The sequence below is a fragment of the Rhizobium aureum genome (assembly GCF_030182495.1).
Classification (GTDB): domain Bacteria; phylum Pseudomonadota; class Alphaproteobacteria; order Rhizobiales; family Rhizobiaceae; genus Rhizobium; species Rhizobium tropici_C.
The window spans coordinates 61601-80841 of sequence record NZ_JAQJCI010000002.1; the positions used below are offsets into that span (position 1 = coordinate 61601).

Here is a 19241-nt window from a genome sequence, read left to right on the forward strand (position 1 = left end):
GATGTTTCCAGCCCGGAGCACGACGCATGTCGAACGATCCTCTTCTTCAGCCTTATAAATTAAAGCATCTGACGCTGCGCAACCGCATCATCGTGACCTCTCACGAACCGGCCTACCCCGAAGACGGCATGCCGAAGGAGCGGTATCGCGCCTACACGGTTGAACGGGCCAAGGGAGGTGTCGCGCTGACGATGACGGCCGGCTCGGCCGCCGTCTCGCGAGACAGTCCTCCGGTTTTCAACAACCTGCTCGCCTATAAGGACGAGATTGTTCCGTGGATCCGCGAGATGACCGACGCGGTTCACGAACACGGCTCGGCGATCATGATCCAGCTTACACATCTCGGCCGCCGCACGCGCTGGGACAAGGGCGATTGGCTGCCCATCGTATCGCCGTCCCACCATCGCGAAGCCTCGCACAGGGCCTTTCCGAAGAAGATCGAAGACTGGGATATCGAGCGCATCATCAAGGATTTCGCCGACGCTGCCGAACGCATGAAGGCCGGTGGCATGGACGGCATCGAATTGGAGGCCTACGGACATCTCATAGACCAGTTCGTTTCGCCGCTGACCAACGAACTCGATGGGCCGTATGGCGGCTCGCTCGAGAACCGCATGCGCTTCTGTCTTGACGTCTTCAAGGCGATGCGAAAGCGGGTAGGGGACGATTTTATTCTCGGCGTCCGATACACTGCGGACGAACGCCTTCCCGGCGGTACCGGGAAAGAGGAAGGCATCGAGATTTCGAAGCGGCTGCGCGACAGCGGCCTGATTGACTATCTCAACGTCATTCGCGGCCATATCGACACCGATCCGGGTCTCACCGATGTCATTCCCATCCAGGGCATGGCAAACTCTCCGCATCTCGATTTCGCCGGCGATATCCGCGCCGCGACGAACTTTCCGACATTCCACGCGGCCAAGATCCCGGACGTGGCGACCGCCCGCCATGCCATCGCGGCAGGCAAGGTCGACATGGTGGGCATGACGCGCGCCCACATGACGGACCCGCATATCGTTCGCAAGATCATCGAGAAGCGCGAAGAGGATATTCGTCCCTGCGTCGGCGCCAACTACTGTCTTGACCGCATCTACCAGGGCGGCCTTGCCTTCTGTATTCACAACGCGGCGACCGGGCGCGAGCAGACGATGCCGCACATCGTGGAGAAGGCCGAACTCCGCAAGAAGGTCGTTATCGTAGGGGCGGGACCGGCGGGGCTCGAGGCGGCGCGCGTGTCCGCCGAGCGCGGTCACGATGTCGTCGTCTTCGAGGCCGCGAATAACGCCGGCGGTCAGATCCGTCTGACGGCGCAGAGCGAGCGGCGCCGCGAGATGATCAGCATCATCGACTGGCGGATGAGCCAATGCGAGAAGCTTGGCGTCACCTTCCACTTCAACACCTGGGCGGAAGCCGAGACCATCACCGCCGAAAAACCTGATGTCGTCATCATCGCGACCGGTGGTCTGCCGCATACCGACGTTCTCACGAAGGGCAACGAACTCGTGGTATCGTCCTGGGACATCATCTCGGGCGACGTGAAGCCGGGCAGTCACGTTCTCGTCTTCGACGACGCCGGCGACCATGCCGGTCTGCAGGCAGCCGAATTCCTCGCGAAAGCAGGTGCAAAGGTAGAGATCATGACGCCGGACCGATCCTTTGCTCCGGAGGTGATGGCGATGAACCTTGTTCCCTACATGCGCTCGCTGCAGACGCTGGACGTCACGTTCACGGTGACGTTCCGGCTGGAATCGGCGGAAAAGAGCGGCAACCAGATCATCGCGACGGTCGGGAGCGACTATGGTGGCGTCGCCAAGGAAAGGGTCGTTGACCAGATCGTGGTCAATCATGGCACGATCCCGCTCGATGAACTGTACTTCGAACTCAAGCCGCACTCCCGGAACCTGGGTGAGATCTCGTACGATCAGCTTCTTGCGGGAGAGCCGCAGTCCGTCGTCCGCAACAAGGACGGCCAGTTCCAACTCTTCCGGATCGGCGATGCGGTCGCCGCGCGCAATACCCACGCCGCGATCTACGACGGCCTCAGGATCGCGAAGGACCTTTAACGTCTCGGCCGGCCAAATCGGTCGGCCGATCTTCATATAAGGACGAGTCCCTACATCGCGACCTTGCGGCGGAGAAAAGCGGTGTCCTGCCCATGAAAATGCGAAGGCGACGCCATTCGATGGAAACCGTCCTGACGCCGCTCTAGTTTAAGGGGTGTATGCAGCGAGACAGCGGGGAGCCGATGCACATAGATGGAAGATGTCATTGCGGGTTTGTTTCGTACAAGGCGGAAATCGACCCCGAGCAGGTGTCAATCTGCCACTGCACAGACTGCCAGCGGCTGACGGGAACGGCCTATAGGGTTACCGTGTCTGCGCGACGCGAGGCATTTGAGATCACGGGTGGAGAGCCGAAACTCTACGTGAAATTCGGCGATAATGGCCGTCGCCGGCTGCAGTACTTCTGCCCGAATTGTGGGTCACCGATCTACACAACTGGAGAGCTTGAAGATGCTGACGAGGTCGGCATTCGCCTGGGGACGATAAACCAGCGATACAAGCTCCGGCCCAGATCGCAGGGCTGGTGCTCCTCTCGGCTGCCTTGGATCGACACCATAGGGGATCTTCCCGGGCGGCCAGGCGATTAATACGGTATTGGGGCTCCTGCCGCTTCGCGCCTTGAAAGCCTCTGCACCGATCGCGGCATCGCCGACACATCTCCTGGTCAGCGATCGATGACCAGATTGCTCAGAGGTTTCGAACAGCAGGGCAGGAACATCCCGGCGTCGATTTCCCGCTGCCTGATGCCGCCATTGTGGTTCATCTCAACCGAGCCCGAGACGAGCTTGGATTTACAGGTTCCGCACATGCCATTGGAGCAGGATGATGGGAGCCTGATGCTGCCTTTCTTCGCGGCTGCCAGCACGGTCTGATCGGCGGAGACTTCGAGCATCCGCTTCTGCTTCGAGAATTCTACCTGATAGATCTTGCCCGCAGGCTGTGCCTCGACGTCGAGGCCGGGTTCGTCGATGACAGCGGCATCGAAGCTCTCCTCGATGTAGTTCGACGCCGGAACGCCAAGCGCTGCCGTGATCGAGCGGGCCGCCGCCATGAATGGCGCCGGACCGCAACACATGACGACCCGCTCGGCGATGTCAGGAACCGCAAGCTTCAGGTATTCGGGCGATATCCGACCGGTCAGTCCGGACCAGGCTGGCTCGCCGGTCACCGTTTCCGGCAGGAAGTGGAGCCGCAGACCTTTCATCCGTGTCGCGAGGCCGGACAGATCCTGGCGGAAGATGAGGTCGCAAGGCGTGCGCGCTGCGTGAAGGAAAACGATGTCCGAAGGTTCGTATCGATCCGCCAGATCGCGGGTGATCGACATGACAGGGGTGATGCCCGAGCCGCCGGATAGCAGCAGGAGCTTCGTTTTCTCGCCTTTTGGACGAATGAAGTGACCGAGTGGCCCTTGGCCTTTGACCGTCATGCCCGGAGCCATGTGATCGTGGAGCCAGTTCGAGACCTTGCCGCCGGGCACACGTTTGACCGTCACGGTGAACGCATTACCGCGATAGGGTGACGACGAGATGCTGTAACAGCGAGCCTCGCCTTCCGAACCTGTCGGGAAATCGAACAAGAAGTACTGTCCGGCCTCGAAGTTGAAGCGCTTGCCTTCCGGAGATGCGAACGTGAAGCTTTTCACATCATGCGTCTCCTGATGAACGTCGAGGCAGACGAGCGTCTCGTCCCGCTCGGGATTCCAGATGGCGGCCTCGCTGCGCGAAATTTGTTGGAACTCAATACCCATGAGCGCGCATCCGATCGATGTACCAGGTCGCGAATTTGTCGAGATTGGTTTCCGAGAACCGGGAATAGGGGCCTGGTTGATAGGCCGGGTCGAGTGCGCCGGCGTGCGAGCGGGCGACGAGATCCGCGTCCTGGTCGGTCGTTGCGATCCAGACATCGGTCAGCTTGTCGAAATCATAGTCCCTGCCTTCGACGGCGTCCTTGTGCACGAGCCACTTGGTTCTGACCAGTGTCTTGCCGGCGGAGAGTGGAATGACGATCGCGACGACGGCATGGTCGCCCATGAAGTGGTTCCAGCTATTGTGACCCCAAAGATGCGTATCGCCGAGGTCCTTACGGGTCATTTGACCGAGGAGCTTCGACGATGCCGCCGTGGCATCATGCGTCTGAGATTCGCCGGCACCGGCGATGATCAGGCGCTGGGTCCGGAAGTTTGTCGCGCAGTCGACGAGCTGCTCGACGGCGGCCGACGGAAAGCCATCGGCTTCCCAGGCCCTCGTCCGCTCGTCGTAGAGGCGGAAGTGCTCCTCCGCCTGTTCGCGATCCTCCGGGCTCAACGTCTCCGGGTCGAAGCCGAAGTCGAGATCGACGAAAGAGACGCAGAGTTCCGGATGGTTGGCGGAACAGTGATAGCACTCGCGATTGTTCTCCATCGTGAGCTTCCAGTTGCCGTCCTCGATGACATCGGTCTGATGCGCGACCTTGGCGTTGCGGATGTCATATGGCGCGAGGCGCTCGATCATGGTCTGCTCGAGGTTCGCAATGTCCTCCGGAGGATTGTCGGAAAGGCAGACGTAGACGAGGCCGGCGATCGATTTGAAATTGACCGGTTTCAGGCTGTGACACTGCTTGTCGAAGTCCTGGCCCATATGGGGCGCGTAGGCGAGTTCGCCGGTCAGCTCGTAGGTCCAGGTATGGTAGGGACAGACAAGTTTCGAGACGATGGTCTTTCCGGCATCGAGCAGGCGCGACCCGCGATGGCGACAGACGTTGTGAAGCACGCGGAGCTCGCCGTCATCGTCGCGAAGGAGGATCAGGCTGGTCTTGCCGATATCGACGACGGTCGCATCGCCCGGCTCCGGAACGTCGCAGTCAAGGCCGATGCAGATCCAGTGCTTATGGAAGAAGACATCGATGTCGGCCTCGAAGACGTCCTCGCGCGTATAAAGGCCGGCCGGCAGGGAATGACCATCGGCGCGAGCTTCAAGAAGGGCGGAGATATCGGATGGAAGCCTGTTTAGCATGATAACTCCTCATGGTTCGATGGCCGGCAGTTTGCTCTTGCATCCCATAGGCTTCAACGGCAATAATTTTCAGCAATCCATAACCTTATGTAATGCTGGGGATGCTTGAATGAACTTTCGGCGTCGTATCCCATCTCTGACGGCATTGATGACGCTTGAAGCCGTTCTGCGGCACCGAAGCTTCACCGCGGCCGCGATTGAGTTGGGCGTCACTCAGGCAGCAGTCAGCCGCCAGATCGCGGCATTGGAAGAGGAACTGGGATTGCCGATGTTCGTGCGCAAACACCGCGCCATCGAACCGACCGCGGAATGCCTCACCCTCGGAACGACGCTCGCTCAGAGCTTTGCGAACATCGCGGACACCGTCGACGCGGTCAGATCCTCCCAGCAGGACGTCGTGACCATCGGCGCGACGGTCGCCTTCTCCTCGTTCTGGCTTCTTCCCCGGCTGGCGGAGTTCCGGCGCGAGAATTCGGGCGTCCAGATCAGGGTCGTTTCGCAGGATGCCAGGATCGATCTCGATGCAGGCGGCATCGATATAGCCATTCGTTATGGAAGACCGCCATTCGCCGACGCGAAGGTGGTTGCCTCTCAGGAGGACTTTGTCGTCCCCGTATGTTCGCCCGACTACCTCCGGCGGCGTCCGCCCGGTGAGCTCAGCGAAATCGACGAATTCATCGAGACGGACGTGCATGACAGATCATGGCTGTCATGGCCGCAATGGGCGCAGGAGACGGGTCGTGCTTTGCGGATCAAGCCGCATCTTCGCTTCAACCATTATACCGAGGCGATCGCGGCCGCGCGCGCCGGACAGGGGATCGCACTGGGTTGGCGCCTTCTTGTCCAGACCTTTCTGGATGACGGCACGCTCGTCGCCCTGGACGTAGCCGAGATGCCCACCGAGGACCGGTATCATGTTCTGCTCCCAGCCAGAGCACGCCGCAAACCTGCGGCGGAGCATGCGGCGAATTGGCTGGCGAACGCGCTCACTCGTTGAAGACGCGAAAGATCCCCTTGAAGCCTGAGATTGGCAGCCGAGCGCCGTGCACAGTCATCCGAGATCGATGAAAGTCATACCGCCGGCTGCGATAAGGCTTTGATTTCAGAGGGCCGCCAGCCAGGCCTTGACGCCTGAGAGGCTGTGGAAATCATCGACTGCGCGCACCTTGACTGCTGGCAGGGCGGTGGCAGCCATTTCCGCCAGAGCACGGCCAGGCCCAAGTTCGAGGATCGCGGTCACGCCACGTTCACCCAAGGCTTCAAGCACATCAGCCCAATCGATCCTCTCGGCCACTTGCCGTGCCAGACCCATCCGAGCGCGAAGCGGGTCGGCAACGAGAGTGGCACCACTGGCGGTCATGAGACGCAGGGTCGGGCGGCTCATGGCCACCGAGGCGAGCGCACTGTCAAACGGTGCGACCGCACCGGCGAGCCGCGGCGTATGGGAGGCGACGCGCACCGTCATCGGGGCGGCACGCGCTGCACCTTCCTCCAGCGCAGCCGCGCAGAGCGCATCGATTGAAGGTCGATCGCCGCCGACGATGAACAGAAGATCCGGGTTCACAATGGCAATTGCGCAGCCGAACCGGCTGGCGAGCTGTTCCACGGCCGCCTGCGGCAAGCCGCGCACATAGCCGAGCCCATCATCCGGTCCGCCTGCGGCATCCATTGCCCGTGCCCGCTGATCGACCAGTTTCAAACTATCCATGAGCGACCAGACGCCGGCCACCCCCCATGCCGCCATTTCACCGACGCTGTAACCGGCCACCATCGTTTCGCTTGGTGCGCCCACCGGGAAAAGGGCGCGGGCAATCGCAAGCGCACGCGCCACGCACAGGATCTGGCCCTCGCGGTTTGCATGCAAGGCGGCTTCGGGTGCAGTCCGGCAGAAGTCCGTCGGGTTGGTGCCAAGCACGGCGGTCGCGGCCTCGAAAACGGGTTGTGCCGCGGGTTCCGTCGCGAAGAGCCCGAACATCTCCCGATTCTGATGACCTTGGCCCGAGCAGAGCAGCGCGAGGGTCACAATTCCATCACCTCTGTAAACAGCGCCATCGCAAGCAGATCGGCACAGCCGCCGGGGCTGAGGTTGCGCGCGACGAATGCCTCGTGAATGGCTTTGGCATCCCACCGCCAGTTCGCCCGTCCGACCCCACCATCCGCCAGAAAGGCGCGGGCCTTCTCACGCGCGAAATTCAACCCTTCCGGGCCGGCACGATAAAGCAGATTGCTGTCGTCGACCACGGCGATGAGCGCCATGCAGGCATGGACCCTTGCGGCTTCCTCATTGCCCATGGCCAGGCGCCGTCCTTCGGCAAGCGCCGGACGGGCGATATCGTAGACGGATGGCATGCCGGCGGCAGCCTCGGCCCGCGCGCCTCCGACCTGGTAGCGCCGCGCCACCACGCTGCCGTGACTGTCATGCTCCGGCGCCTTGTCGAGGATGTCGCGTCCCCAACGCTGTGCGACAAGGGTGCCGAGCGGCGCCCGCCAATCGCAGGTCGCCGCCAGGCCGGCCGCCGCCGCAAGAAGGCCAAGGCCGAAGATGGCGCCGCGATGGGTATTCACTCCGCCGGTCGCATCCCGCATTGCCTTTTCCGCTTCCATGCCGATTTGCCGCAGGCGATCCATGCCGGCGTTCATCGCGCCCGTCTTGGCAAGCGCGATGAAGAACGGCTCCAGTGTCCGAGCGCTCAGGCGCAGAAGATCTGCGTCCATGTCGGCGTGAGCGCCGTTGTCGATGTGGCTGACCAATCCTGGCTTGGGCCAGGTTTCCACCTCCAGGATGAGCGCTCGGGCGGCATGCCGCCCGATCAGCGCGGGATCGCAATGCTTGACGGCGACGGGGTGTGGTTTGGCCAGCAACGGAAACGTCATGCGAACAGCGCCTCCCGCGCAATAAGGGCCGATCCGGTATGGGATTTAACCAGGAGCTCCGGATTTCCCGACAGCCATTCCCGCCATTGCACGGCTGTACCGCACGGCGTGATCAATTCGGCGTCGATACGCATCGGCGCGCGTTCGGCAACATCGGTCAGTAAAGCCGTCACTCGCCTTGCATCTGCGTCCGAGCCACACTCGACCAGAAGATCGAGATCGGAAGTATCGGCCAGATAGGAAAGGCCGGTCAGGTATTGCCAAGCCAGACTTCCGAAACAGCGACAAGAGGGGGCTGACTCCAGAAGGGTGCCAATGGCCTGACACCATCGCGCCGGCGCCGCGGCCAGCGCATCCCTTAATAGAGGAGGAGGTGTCGTCCGTATCACGGCAGCGGGCGGGCAGGCGAGAGCAAGCCGTTTGCGTCCCATATTTGGAGGAAGGGGAAGCCCCAAGGATATGATATCCGCCGCGTCGCTGCATGTCCGACGACGGAAGATTGCCGGTCGTCCCAACGCCGCCCATGCCAGCACATCGGGCTCCATTTCGCCCTGGACTTGCCCACGCAGCAAGCCCGGCCACGCTTCGGAGCGCACATAGACAAGATCGTGGCGGCGGAGGGCGGCGACATCAGTCATGGAGCAAAGCCAGCCGCTCTACCTCGGCCGCGATCATCGCAGCCTTCGGCCGGCCGCCGCGATCGGCGCCCAATTGCGCGCGCAGATCACGCGAAACAGGCCGGGCAAGAAGTGCGGCAAGCTGGGCGTTCAACGAGGCCGCCGGATCCCAGACTTCCGCTACGGCGCCGGTGGCAAGAAGATTATCGAGGCCGGGCGCGAAGACGGGCGTTGTCTCGGCCTTTTCCTTCAGGATGGCAAGCGGCAGCTTGGTTACTCGAGCCATGGATGGCAGGTCCATGACTTCGGGCCAGGCGGTGGGCAAGGCTGCCAGCGATCCGCAGGCCAGCGCGGTGGCAATGAAGGCGCCGGCAGCGCTGCCCCCGTAGAGGAGGCCGACCGTGCGGTGTCCCGCATGCTCCGCCTGCCACAGCGCCTTTGCCAAATGCGCCAGTGCCTCGCTAAGCCCCAGCAGTTCGTCACGCCGGCTCATCCGCTGGCTGCCGGAATCGACCAGGAACAACAGGGGCGAGCTGTCCGGCCGTCGCGCGACGGAAAGGATATGCCCGGCCAGCGCTATCGCCTCGTCGACGCCGGGATAGGTCTTGTCGGCAATGCCGATCAGATCGATCCGGTTCTGCTGGTCCAACCGGCCCCAGCCGGTAACGAGCCCGCCCGCCTGCGCCACTTCATGGCCGGCCGGAAAGAGTGAGGACAGGATATCAGCGAGCTGCATCGGCGCTCTCCCGATGGATATTGGCGGTGGTGAGGAAAGTCCCGATGTCCCGCTCCGGTATTTGCCCGGGGTCCTCAATATGCAGCCGCGCCCATATCTCGGTGGCATCACGGGCATCGCCAAAATGGCGCAATCTATGTTCGAGCCGCGTCTGTTCTGCTTGCAGCACCGTCGGGTCTAAAGTGGCCGGCCGTTGCAGCGCGGCAATCGCGCCGGTGCGGAAGGCGGCGATATCGTCCTCGACGAAGATATCGGCTCCGCCAATCAGGTAGCGATGCTTGCCGCCCATGGTTCGCCAGACGAGCGCCCGATCGCGGGAGTCGAACTCTTCCACGCCTTTGTTCGTTTCGATGACCTCCGGACCGGAGACGGATAGGCGACCCTGCTCGGAAATGACGAGTGCCGAACAGCAGCCGGCAATCAGGCTGCCGCCACCGTAGCAGCCCGCCCGGCCGCCAAGAAGACCGATGACGCGCGCACCCTCGGATCGCGCCTCCAGCACGGCGCGCATGATCTCGGAAATCGCCAGCTCACCGGCATTGGCTTCCTGGAGGCGCACGCCGCCTGTGTCGAAGAGAATGACGATATCCCGCCGCATCTTAGCCGCGGCATGCAGCAGGCCCGTCAGCTTGGCGCCGTGCACCTCGCCGATGGCACCGCCCATGAAGCGCCCTTCCTGGGCGGCCACCAGCACGGGACGGCCGTCAATGCGGCCGGCTCCGACGATGATGCCATCGTCGAACTGCCGGGGTAAATCGAAAAGTGCAAGGTGAGGGCTCGTCTCCCGCCGTTCCGGGCCCAGGAATTCGGTGAAGCTGTCGGCGTCGAGCAGATGCAGCAGCCGACCGCGGGTGGACTCTTCATACCAGCTTCGGCGCGGCGTGCGAGGATCGGTCATTCTGGCTTCTCCATCAGCCGCACACCCTGGGCCAGGCGCAGCGCCACCATATCCGGCCGGGCGCCGCCGTCATTAATCGTGATGCGCAGACCGCCGGCGGCAGAGCGTGCCGCGAAATCTTCGGTAACCGCTGCCCACAGCTCGGCGAAACCATGGGCCGGCGTTGCGATCTCGATAACGCAACGGTCCGGCGCCTCCCGCCGTTCAAGCAATATTTCGAGGTTGCCCGACGCGACGACGCCCACCAGGGCGAGGGCGCGGGTCCCGCCGGTCTGTGCCGATTTCAATTTGTAAAGCAGATTTTCCATGGCGGTGGCCTACCAATTGCGAAACCGGGAAGGCGGCCTGTAGAGGCCGCCAGAGGCGAGCATCAGATCCTTGATGGAATGCGCAGCCAGCAGACTGCGATCGGCATCCAGGGGATCAATTCCAAGGTCTTCGGGACGCTGGATGACCTTGCGCTGACGTAGGTGCTCCACCATCTTGCGGTCTCGGGCGCGACCGACTTCGGTGTAACCGGCCACGCCGCGGATCGCCTGTTCCCGCTCGTCCCTGTCCCGGCACAACAGCAGATTGGCGATCCCCTCTTCCGTCACGATATGGGTCACGTCGTCACCGTAAACCATCACGGGAGCCAGATCGAGCCGTAGCTTGTCGGCCAGATCCAGGGCGCCCAGACGCTCGACGAACATCGGCACCATGCCATCGCCGAAGGTTTCGCCGATCTGGACGACCAGCTTGCGTCCTCGGCGCAGGGCGGGGGTGGCGGCAGAGGGGTCGGCTTCCCGGCCGGCGCGCAGCCAGGCGTCGCTCGGATGGCGCCGACCCCGCGCGTCCGATCCCATATTGGGGGCGCCGCCGAAACCGGCGACCCTGTTGCCGGTCACGGTCGAACTGTTGCCGGCAAGGTCGATCTGCAAGGTCGAGCCGATGAACATGTCGCAGGCATACAGTCCGGCGGTCTGGCAGAAGGCGCGGTTGGAACGCAACGAGCCGTCAGGTCCGGTGAAAAAAATGTCGGGGCGAGCCCGCATATAGTCTTCCATGCCCACTTCGGAGCCGAAGGAATGGATCTGCTCCACCCATCCGGCCTCGATGGCGGGGATCAGGGTGGGATGAGGGTTCAGCGCCCAATGCGTGCAGACCTTGCCCTTCAATCCCAGCCGTTCACCGTAAGTCGGCAGCAGCAGCTCTATGGCCGCGGTATTGAAGCCGATGCCATGGTTCAGGCGGCGCACGCCATAGGGCATATAGAGCCCCTTGATCGCCAGCATTGCCGTCAGGATTTGCGTTTCGGTAATCGCCGCCGGATCGCGCGTGAACAGCGGCTCCACATAAAAGGGTCGCTTGGCATCCACGACGAAATGAACCTGGTCGGCAGGAATGTCGACGCGCGGCACGCGATCGACGATCTCGCCCACCTGCGCGACGACCAGCCCCTTACCGAAGCTCGTCGCCTCCACGACCGTTGGCGTGTCTTCCGTATTCGGCCCGGTGTAGAGGTTTCCCTCTCTGTCCGCGCTGACCGCGGCGATAAGCGCCACCTGTGGCGTCAGATCGATAAAATAGCGGGCGAAGAGCTCCAGATAGGTGTGAACGGCACCCACTTCGATCTGGCCCCCGAACATCATGCGAGCGATGCGGGCCGATTGCGGGCCGGAATAGGAAAAATCGAGCCGCCGGGCGATGCCGCTTTCGAAAATATCGAGATGCTCCGGCAGGACCACACCCGACTGCACCATATGCAGGTCGTGTATTTTGGCAACATCGACTTCAGACAGCGCCTTGGCCAGCAGGTCGGCCTGCTTCTGGTTGTCGCCCTCAAGGCAAACACGATCCCCGGGCTTCAGGATCGCTTCCAGGAAAGCGACGAGGCGCTGCGGGTCGACAAGCTTGCCGGCAGCGAGGCGCTGGCCGGCTTCCAGACGTGCCAGCCTGTCGCGGCCCTTTGTATTCCAATCAAGCATTTGATTGCCCTTTGTATGCGCAAGAGCGTGTTTCTAGAAATATAATGTACACACAATTGCGAAAAACCGCAACAACGTGTATTTTAAAATCGTCATGCGGTTTATCTGTATGCATTGGAGGAGGAAAAATGGTGGCCTTGTATTTCTATCGAAGCGCGTGCGGGGAGGATCGCTCATGATGATCTCCGGTGTCGCTATGCTTGCCCTTTGCACCCTCTTGGGGAGCGTCCTCGGGGATCTCCTGGGGGTGGCGCTTGGCGTGAAGGCGAATGTCGGCGGTGTCGGCATTGCCATGATCCTGCTCATTGCCACGCGGCTGTGGCTGAGCAGACGGGGCTTGCTGACGCTTCCGCTCAAACTCGGCGTCGAGTTCTGGGGCGCTCTCTATATTCCGATCGTCGTTGCCATGGCGGCTCAGCAGAACGTGCTGGTGGCTGCACGCAGCGGTCCGCTGGTGTTGATTGCCGGGATCGTGACGGTTTTCGTTTGCTTCGCGACCGTCGCGCTGATGAGCCGTATCGGCGAGAGAGGCGAAACGATGGATGAAATCGAAGCGAAGGCCAGGGGCGAGCTTGCCACCTCCGGCAACGCGGCCTGAGGGAGGCTTCCATGGAGATCCTGAAACACAGCCTGACCGCCAACAGCCTGCTCACCGCGTTTGCGATCGTTGGATTGGTGATGTGGCTGTCGAATGCCATCTCGAAACATGTCCTGTTCGGCCGCGTCCACGGCTCGGCCATCGCAATCGTCCTGGGGCTTGCCGCCGCCTTTGCGGCTGGTCTGTGGACCGGAGGCGAGAAAGGAGTGGTGGATATTCCCATCCTCAGCGGCATCGGCCTGATGGGCGGAGCCATGCTGCGCGATTTCGCCATCGTCGCCACGGCCTTCGAGGTTGATGTCAGCCAGGCACGCAAGGCCGGCGCTGTCGGTGCGCTTGCCCTTGGCCTCGGCACGGTTCTTCCGTTCATTGTCGGCTCGTTACTCGCCGTCGCCTTCGGCTATACGGATGCCGTATCCATAACGACGATCGGCGCCGGTGCCGTTACCTACATCGTGGGACCAGTGACGGGAGCCGCTTTGGGCGCAAGCTCGGCCGTGATCGCGCTGTCCATCGCCACCGGTGTTTTCAAGGCTGTCCTTGTCATGGTCGGAACACCGATTGTCGCCAAGGCGATCGGTCTCGACAATCCCCGCAGCGCCATGGTGTTCGGCGGCCTGATGGGAACCGTCAGCGGCGTGTCGGGCGGCCTGGCGGCGACCGATCGTCGGCTCGTTCCCTATGGCGCATTGACGGCGACGTTTCATACGGGGCTGGGCTGCCTTGTTGCACCTTCGATCCTTTATCTCGCCGTCAGGGCGATTGCAGGGGGCTGAGGGTGCGATGAACATGCAGCACGCGGCTTGATATTGCATGGTGATTGCTATCTGTCGAATTGGATGGTGTAAAACTGAATGGTTTCCCGCCAAATCGGAAGCAAGGTTTGAAATGACGGAATTTGACGAAGCTGGATCGATCGGTCAGCGCATTAAACTCGTGCTGATGGATGAGATTTCCTCCGGTGCCATAAGGCCTGGCACGAGTTTGGACGAAGCAACGCTGAGCAGCCGCTTTGGCGCTTCCCGCACGCCGGTGAGGGAGGCTCTGCGCCAGCTGGAGGCGATCGGCCTGGTTGAGATTCGCCCGCGACGCGGCGCAACGGTTCTGCCATTGACCTTGCCGCGGCTGATGGAGATGTTCGAAGTAACCGCCGAGATGGAATGCATGTGCGTCCGTCTGGCAACGCATCGGATAACGGGTATGGAACGCGCGGTTCTGGCGGACATTCACGAGCGCTCCGAACTCGCAGCGAAGGCGGACGACTTCGAGCAATATGACAAGCTCAATTTGTCCTTCCACGAAGCTTTGTATCGCAGTGCGCATAACGAGTTTCTGTTCGATGAACTGATGCGGCTTCGTGCAAGGCTCCTGCCATTCCGCAGAACGCAGCTGCGTCAACCGCAGCGATTGTCAGCTTCATTTCATGAGCACGAGGCGATCCTGCGCGCGATGATGCGCGGCGATGCGGCGGAAGCGGCCTTGATCATGCGCGAGCACATGCTGAATGCGGCTTTGGCATTGGCGCGCTACATGGAAATCGGTGAGGAAGCCGCATAAAGGCGGCATCCGGCAAGCGCGCACAATAAGCGGCTTGGAACGTCACAGCACTATCCTGATGTGTTGAATAGTGCTGTGTATCACTTTGTCAGAGCGGTCTGACGTTTTCCGCCTTCGACTTGCCGGTCTTACGATCCTGGCCGAGATCATAGGAAACGGATTGGCCCTCTTTGAGCACATCGCCATATTGCAGGGCGGAGACATGCACGAATACGTCAGCTCCTCCCGATTCCGGCGCGATGAAGCCGAAGCCCTTGTCGGTGTTGAAAAACTTAACTTTACCAGTCGGCATGCCATTCCCCCGTGTCTGTACAGTTTGATTGCGACGGCAACCTAGCGGTCAGTCGGCGCCAGATCAAGCGGGTCGGATGCAACAAGGTTCAGCTGGCCGTGAGCTGCCGACGAAAGCCGGCATGAGCAGGCTTCCTGTCGATTGAAGCGATGTCGGGCGGCCTGATGCCGGAACCCGTGTCTGCAACAGTGACCAAGCCGCTCAGCATCGTCCGCGCGATGTCGGGCGCAATGTGATGCGGCATGTGGCCGACATCGTTCAGCAGCTTGATGATAGGGGCGGGATGTTTTCTCCGGATCCATTCCAGGTGCCAGGCGGGATCGATAATCCTATCGGCGAGCCCGAACAGGACCGATATCGGCAAGTCCGCGGGGAGCATCGTCAGACGCTGCATATCGCTATTGAATGCCCGAAGCTCGTCCGCCATGGACCGGATCGAAATCGGGTTGAGCAGATGATGTGCAGGCAAATTTGCAAGCGTGGCAGGGACGGGGTTCGGATAGGACGAGGCTTGAAGTCCCCGTTCGACAAAATATCCGGGCCAGCGGCTGATCACCTGCTGGTAAAATAAAGCGCCGATCATCGGAGCTGAGGCGGCTCTGAGCGTGATCAGCGGCTTGAACGGAACCGGCCGGCAGCAGGGAGAGATCAGCAGCAGGCCACTCACTAGGTCTCGCCTTCGCGCGGCAAGATGGAGAGCAGGCGCGCATCCTATCGAATGCGCCACTATGATGACGTTTCTAATGTCGAGGAACTCGAGGAGACGCTCGAGCCAGACCGATTGCCCGAACCCTCCGCGCTCGCCCTCCGGCAAGGGAGTGCTATGGCCATAACCAGGGCGGTCGACCGCAATCAGCCGATATGCGCTGTTCTCAAAGGGAAGAAGAACTTCCTGGGCGAGACTGCCGCATCCGTGCAAAACGACGACGGGACGCCCCGCGACATCGCCACTTTCCAAGATGTGGACTTGAGCGGAGTCGAATTGAAGAATTTTACCAGTACGAACAATGGCGTGCTGCGTTTTCATTTGCCTCAAACGTAACGTCTCCGAAATTGTTCCACCCTCCGTTTTCGACCCTGGTAACTTCGCCGAAATATCGCGCATTGGCCAGAAAGTAGGTTTTCCGTCAAACAAGATGGAAGATACAACCGGCATGGAAGCTTCACCGATGATGACGGTGGTAGAACCTGTCTGTTTCGGTGGGATTCAACCCGATAATAAATCGGCCTGCGCCGTTTATACTCAAAAAGGATGATGCGACATTTGAAGGTATTCTATGGTAAAACATAGATATGCCTGGAGGGTGCGATGTCGTATCTACGTCACGCCGCAACCATCGCGTTGAGCGTCATGCTGCTCGCGCCATTGTCTTCGAGAGGCGCCGAGAAGGTCGGTCAGGCGGTGCTGATTAAAACCGAAGTTACGGGCGAAGGCGGTCCGCTTGCGGTCGACGATCCCGTGCATCGGGATGAGCGAATTCGCACCTCCCTTTCGGGTCTTGGACAGTTCACCTTTCAAGATGGCACGAAGCTGGCTGTGGGAGCCGGCTCCTCTGTTGTCATCGATAAATTCGTCTACGACGACTCAGGCTCCGTCAAAAAGCTGACCGTCAATGCGGCCAAGGGCACTTTTCGCTGGATGAGTGGAAATTCGAACCACGCGGCCTACCAGATCGTAACTCCGGCCGGGACGATCGGCGTGCGCGGCACGGTATTCGATTTCTATGTCGGGGCCAATGGCACCACGGCGGTCGTTCTGTTGAGCGGCGCCGCGCAATTCTGCGGTGCCGGCGGATGCAGGCAGTTGAAGCAGCAATGCGACTGCGTCGTTGCAAAACGCAACGGTCAGATCAGCGATCCGCGCCGGGTCAACCGCGATATCCTCAAAACCCTGGGCAACCAGAAAGCTTTGCCGTTCCTGTCCGGCGATCAGCAACTTTCGGGACGAATGGGCTTTGCCGGCGGCGGCTGCGGTCTGTCGACGGCGATGAGAGATCGGCCTAATGGCATATCTCCACGCAGCGCTCCGGCGAATAATCCTGCACCGGCACCGCACGATACGCCTAGCCCACCCAGCCCCCAGGAATCGCCGCACGCCGAGGCGCCCGCAGCACCGCACGAAACTCCCAGCACGCCGGATATCTCAAATCCGCCAAGCCCGCCCGATAAATCAGGCAAACCGCATGAGCACGATGACGACGAAGGCGAGCATCACGATCACCATGAACATCACAACCATCATGGCAGAGGTGACCACGGATGGGGTGATCACGACGGAGACGATCAGGACAGCCAAGGAGATGACGGCCATCATGGCGGTCACGGTAACGGGCATCACCATCGATAGTGCTGTACGTGGCGGAGGATGGCTATCAGTCAGCTAGATGTCGGCCGCCTTGTCTGCGGTTTCATCGGCGAAATGTCCGGCTCGGCGCGAAATCTGGCCGTAAAAACCCTGCAATAGTCCTGCTGCTACGGCCCGCGCCTTGAGTTTCGTCGTGCTGATGAGTTTGCGGCTGCTCGTCGACCGTGTTCGGAGAGCGGCGACAAGCTGCCTGTGCGTGGACTGAAGTTCGGCAAATTCGGTGGATCTTTTCAGGCGCGCATCGCCGACCACAGCAAAGAGTTTGGTTCTCATACTCTTACCCTTCAGCGTCAGCGCGCCGGCCTCGAGCAGAGCGCAATCGGGCAGCAGGCTTGCGGTCGGTTCGGATACCAGAATGTCGAAATTGATGTCCTTGCAGGCGGATTCGATACGTGCGGCAATGTTCACGGCGTCCCCGACCGCGGAGTAATTGAACCGTGTCTCGGCCCCCATATTGCCGACGCATGCGAGCCCCGTATGTATGCCGATCCCTATCCCGACCCGCCGCTCGTCTCCGAAACCGAATGCATCGATCTTGTTGAGGCGGGCGAGCGTTTCCCGCATGCCGAGAGCCGCGCGGATCGCCTTGCCGGCATGATCGGAGACATCGACGGGAGCGTTCCAGAAGGCCATGATCGAGTCGCCGATGAACTTGTCGAGCGTGCCGTCATTGGCGATGACATGGTAGCTCAGTGCATCGAGCAGCGTGTTCAGAAACGCAACGACGGCGCTCGGGGTCATCTCCTCGCTGATCTGGGTGAAGTTTCGCACATCGACGAACATGACCGTCAGCTCGCGTTCATCTCCTCCGAGGCGCAGGGCATTGCGCGTATGCTCGATGCGATGGAGCAGGGACGGCGAGAGATAGTGGCCGAAAGCCCGCCGCACGTCGCGACGTTCCCGATCGGTCACGAGAAAGCGGAATGCCGTCGCGGCGAAATGCGTGATCGATCCGGCGACGATCGGTGCCAGCGGGTCGAAGAGGAAGCCCCCATACAAGAAGGCAAGCCAGGAGGCCACAAGAGCAAGGAAGGTAATCAGCAGGCCGCAGGCAAGCGCGACGGCCGGATTGACGAAAGTGGTGAGGATTACCAGAAGGCTGCCCAAGATGGCGATGGACAGGATTTCCAGACCGTCCGCCCAATCCGGCCGGGACAAGAAGCGGCCCGAAAGAACCTGCTCAACGATCTGAGCATGGATGGAGACGCCGGGCACGTTCTCGCCAAGGGCCGTCGTGCGGACATCCTGGAGACCTGAGGCAGAGGTTCCGACGAAAACGATGCTGCCTTCGATGGCAGTTTTGATATCGGTAGAGACGTTTCCGGGCGAAAGTACCTTTGCTGCCGAAATATACCGCTCCGTAGTGTCGGGGCTGACATAGAGCCAGAGCTCTCCCGCTGCCGTTACCGGCACGACGAAATCCCCGATTTTCACACGAGCTAGCGTGTTGGGCGTGTTCGGCGCTGCGTCGAGCACGTAGGTGGAGGCCCCTTGTGCGACGCGGAGCGCTTCGAGCGCAAGGCTGGGGTAAAGCTGTTTGCCGTCGCTGAGGAACAGCGGAACCGCGCGCACCACCGCCGATGATGCGCCCGGATTGAGGCTGATATGGCCGAGGCCTGCGGCATTGGCCTGCAATTGCGGCTGCAGCGGCGTCGCGGCCTTGATCGCCGGCGGCGCACTGAAGGGGCTTTCGCCGGTATAGGCAAATCCCGCCTTGATCGGCGGCAGATAGTTCCCTTCGTTGGAGAGGCCGAAGCCCAGAACCACCGGTCTTCCCGATAGCGACTGGGAAAAAATCTCATCATTGTCCGGCAGCTTGCCGAGCAGCGAAGGGTCGATCCCGGTGACATCGCGAACGACATTGCGCGGCGACAGGCGATCGGGCTCAGCGAAAAGGACATCGAAGGCGATGGCGGACGCGCCCATATCGGAAAGCCTGTCCACAAGAGCGGCAATCCGGTTTCGCGGCCAAGGCCATTGACCGAACTCGCGCAAGGACGCCTCGTCTATGTCGACGACGCGGACGGGCTGGTTCTCGAAGGTCCTGGGCACCAGGCGCTGATACTGGTCAAAGGTCAAATCGCGGGCAAGCCTTAGTAACTGAGGATCGCTTGCCCGAAGGATCGTCAGCGCCGTGACGATGGTCAGGCCGATAACGACGCCAATTTGCTGCGCACGCGTCACCATTGCGGCGTCGGTCCCTTTGCCCCGTATTTCCCGGCAATAGTAGCACTTCGGAGAAATGCAAAAATCTATTGTTCTGCTGCTGTGTCGGGAAAGAATA

Annotated in this window: 19 protein-coding genes; 7 read left to right on the top strand and 12 right to left on the bottom strand. The window is 61.3% G+C overall.

The genetic code is table 11. The features are described 5' to 3' along the window. Positions 1 to 26: 26 nt before the first annotated feature. Together PH552_RS06140 and PH552_RS06145 are read left to right on the top strand one after the other, a co-directional pair. Positions 27 to 2063 (top strand): NADH:flavin oxidoreductase, encoded by a 2037-nt coding sequence (locus PH552_RS06140; protein ID WP_112344462.1) that lies wholly within the window; start codon positions 27 to 29, stop codon positions 2061 to 2063. A gap of 182 nt (positions 2064 to 2245) precedes the next feature. After that, a complete protein-coding gene (locus tag PH552_RS06145; protein WP_112345169.1) occupies positions 2246 to 2650 on the top strand; it encodes a GFA family protein in 405 nt (134 codons plus the stop codon). Positions 2651 to 2727: 77 nt separating this feature from the next. On the opposite strand, the gene PH552_RS06150 is transcribed toward PH552_RS06145, so the two are convergent. Both PH552_RS06150 and PH552_RS06155 read right to left on the bottom strand, forming a co-directional pair. Further along, positions 2728 to 3810, bottom strand: a complete 1083-nt coding sequence (locus PH552_RS06150; RefSeq protein WP_112344463.1) for an FAD-binding oxidoreductase — start codon at positions 3808 to 3810, stop codon at positions 2728 to 2730. Then, complete coding sequence (locus PH552_RS06155; protein ID WP_112344464.1) at positions 3800 to 5053, bottom strand: aromatic ring-hydroxylating oxygenase subunit alpha; 1254 nt, start codon at positions 5051 to 5053, stop codon at positions 3800 to 3802. Before PH552_RS06155 ends, PH552_RS06150 begins: the two co-directional genes overlap by 11 nt. Before the next feature lie 109 nt (positions 5054 to 5162). On the opposite strand from PH552_RS06155, the gene PH552_RS06160 reads away from it, so the two are divergent. Beyond that, complete coding sequence (locus tag PH552_RS06160) at positions 5163 to 6050, top strand: LysR substrate-binding domain-containing protein (RefSeq protein WP_112344465.1); 888 nt, start codon at positions 5163 to 5165, stop codon at positions 6048 to 6050. A 105-nt stretch (positions 6051 to 6155) separates the two neighbouring features. On the opposite strand, the gene PH552_RS06165 is transcribed toward PH552_RS06160, so the two are convergent. The 7 genes from PH552_RS06165 to mdcA are packed head-to-tail and all read right to left on the bottom strand — an operon-like array spanning position 6156 to position 12145. After that, positions 6156 to 7076: an acyltransferase domain-containing protein gene (locus PH552_RS06165; protein WP_112344466.1), complete on the bottom strand. Its 921-nt coding sequence runs from the start codon at positions 7074 to 7076 to the stop codon at positions 6156 to 6158. Continuing rightward, entirely contained in the window at positions 7073 to 7927 is an 855-nt protein-coding gene (gene mdcB, locus PH552_RS06170) for a triphosphoribosyl-dephospho-CoA synthase MdcB (RefSeq protein WP_112344467.1), read from the bottom strand. Before mdcB ends, PH552_RS06165 begins: the two co-directional genes overlap by 4 nt. Next, on the bottom strand, positions 7924 to 8565 hold the full coding sequence (mdcG, locus tag PH552_RS06175; protein ID WP_112344468.1) for a malonate decarboxylase holo-[acyl-carrier-protein] synthase: 642 nt from the start codon (positions 8563 to 8565) through the stop codon (positions 7924 to 7926). Before mdcG ends, mdcB begins: the two co-directional genes overlap by 4 nt. Then, the gene (locus PH552_RS06180) at positions 8558 to 9280 is read right to left on the bottom strand and encodes a biotin-independent malonate decarboxylase subunit gamma (protein ID WP_112344469.1); all 723 of its coding nucleotides are present in this window, start codon (positions 9278 to 9280) and stop codon (positions 8558 to 8560) included. Before PH552_RS06180 ends, mdcG begins: the two co-directional genes overlap by 8 nt. Next, positions 9267 to 10178, bottom strand: coding sequence for a biotin-independent malonate decarboxylase subunit beta (locus PH552_RS06185; RefSeq protein WP_112344470.1), 912 nt, complete (start codon positions 10176 to 10178; stop codon positions 9267 to 9269). The genes PH552_RS06180 and PH552_RS06185 overlap by 14 nt, the downstream gene beginning before the upstream one ends. Continuing rightward, the gene (gene mdcC / locus PH552_RS06190; protein WP_112344471.1) at positions 10175 to 10486 is read right to left on the bottom strand and encodes a malonate decarboxylase acyl carrier protein; all 312 of its coding nucleotides are present in this window, start codon (positions 10484 to 10486) and stop codon (positions 10175 to 10177) included. Before mdcC ends, PH552_RS06185 begins: the two co-directional genes overlap by 4 nt. Positions 10487 to 10495: 9 nt before the next feature. Further along, the gene (gene mdcA, locus PH552_RS06195; protein WP_112344472.1) at positions 10496 to 12145 is read right to left on the bottom strand and encodes a malonate decarboxylase subunit alpha; all 1650 of its coding nucleotides are present in this window, start codon (positions 12143 to 12145) and stop codon (positions 10496 to 10498) included. A 175-nt stretch (positions 12146 to 12320) separates the two neighbouring features. On the opposite strand from mdcA, the gene madL reads away from it, so the two are divergent. The 3 genes from madL (at position 12321) to PH552_RS06210 (ending at position 14300) form a co-directional block, all read left to right on the top strand. Further along, positions 12321 to 12743, top strand: coding sequence for a malonate transporter subunit MadL (gene madL / locus PH552_RS06200; RefSeq protein WP_112344473.1), 423 nt, complete (start codon positions 12321 to 12323; stop codon positions 12741 to 12743). Between the two features lie 11 nt (positions 12744 to 12754). Beyond that, positions 12755 to 13519 carry a malonate transporter subunit MadM gene (gene madM, locus PH552_RS06205; protein ID WP_112344474.1) on the top strand — a complete coding sequence of 255 codons (765 nt, stop codon included), beginning with the start codon at positions 12755 to 12757 and terminating at the stop codon, positions 13517 to 13519. A gap of 112 nt (positions 13520 to 13631) precedes the next feature. After that, entirely contained in the window at positions 13632 to 14300 is a 669-nt protein-coding gene (locus PH552_RS06210; protein WP_113251396.1) for a GntR family transcriptional regulator, read from the top strand. 88 nt (positions 14301 to 14388) lie between these two features. Here the strand turns inward: PH552_RS06210 and PH552_RS06215 are convergent, their stop codons facing one another. Both PH552_RS06215 and PH552_RS06220 read right to left on the bottom strand, forming a co-directional pair. After that, the gene (locus PH552_RS06215; protein WP_112344476.1) at positions 14389 to 14592 is read right to left on the bottom strand and encodes a cold-shock protein; all 204 of its coding nucleotides are present in this window, start codon (positions 14590 to 14592) and stop codon (positions 14389 to 14391) included. An 88-nt stretch (positions 14593 to 14680) separates the two neighbouring features. Then, complete coding sequence (locus tag PH552_RS06220) at positions 14681 to 15619, bottom strand: alpha/beta fold hydrolase (protein WP_112344477.1); 939 nt, start codon at positions 15617 to 15619, stop codon at positions 14681 to 14683. A gap of 282 nt (positions 15620 to 15901) precedes the next feature. On the opposite strand from PH552_RS06220, the gene PH552_RS06225 reads away from it, so the two are divergent. Continuing rightward, a complete protein-coding gene (locus tag PH552_RS06225; RefSeq protein WP_112344478.1) occupies positions 15902 to 16939 on the top strand; it encodes a FecR family protein in 1038 nt (345 codons plus the stop codon). A 33-nt stretch (positions 16940 to 16972) separates the two neighbouring features. Here PH552_RS06225 and PH552_RS06230 read toward each other — a convergent pair whose 3' ends face one another. Continuing rightward, a complete protein-coding gene (locus PH552_RS06230; RefSeq protein ID WP_181592419.1) occupies positions 16973 to 19144 on the bottom strand; it encodes a CHASE2 domain-containing protein in 2172 nt (723 codons plus the stop codon). Positions 19145 to 19241 lie beyond the last annotated feature (97 nt).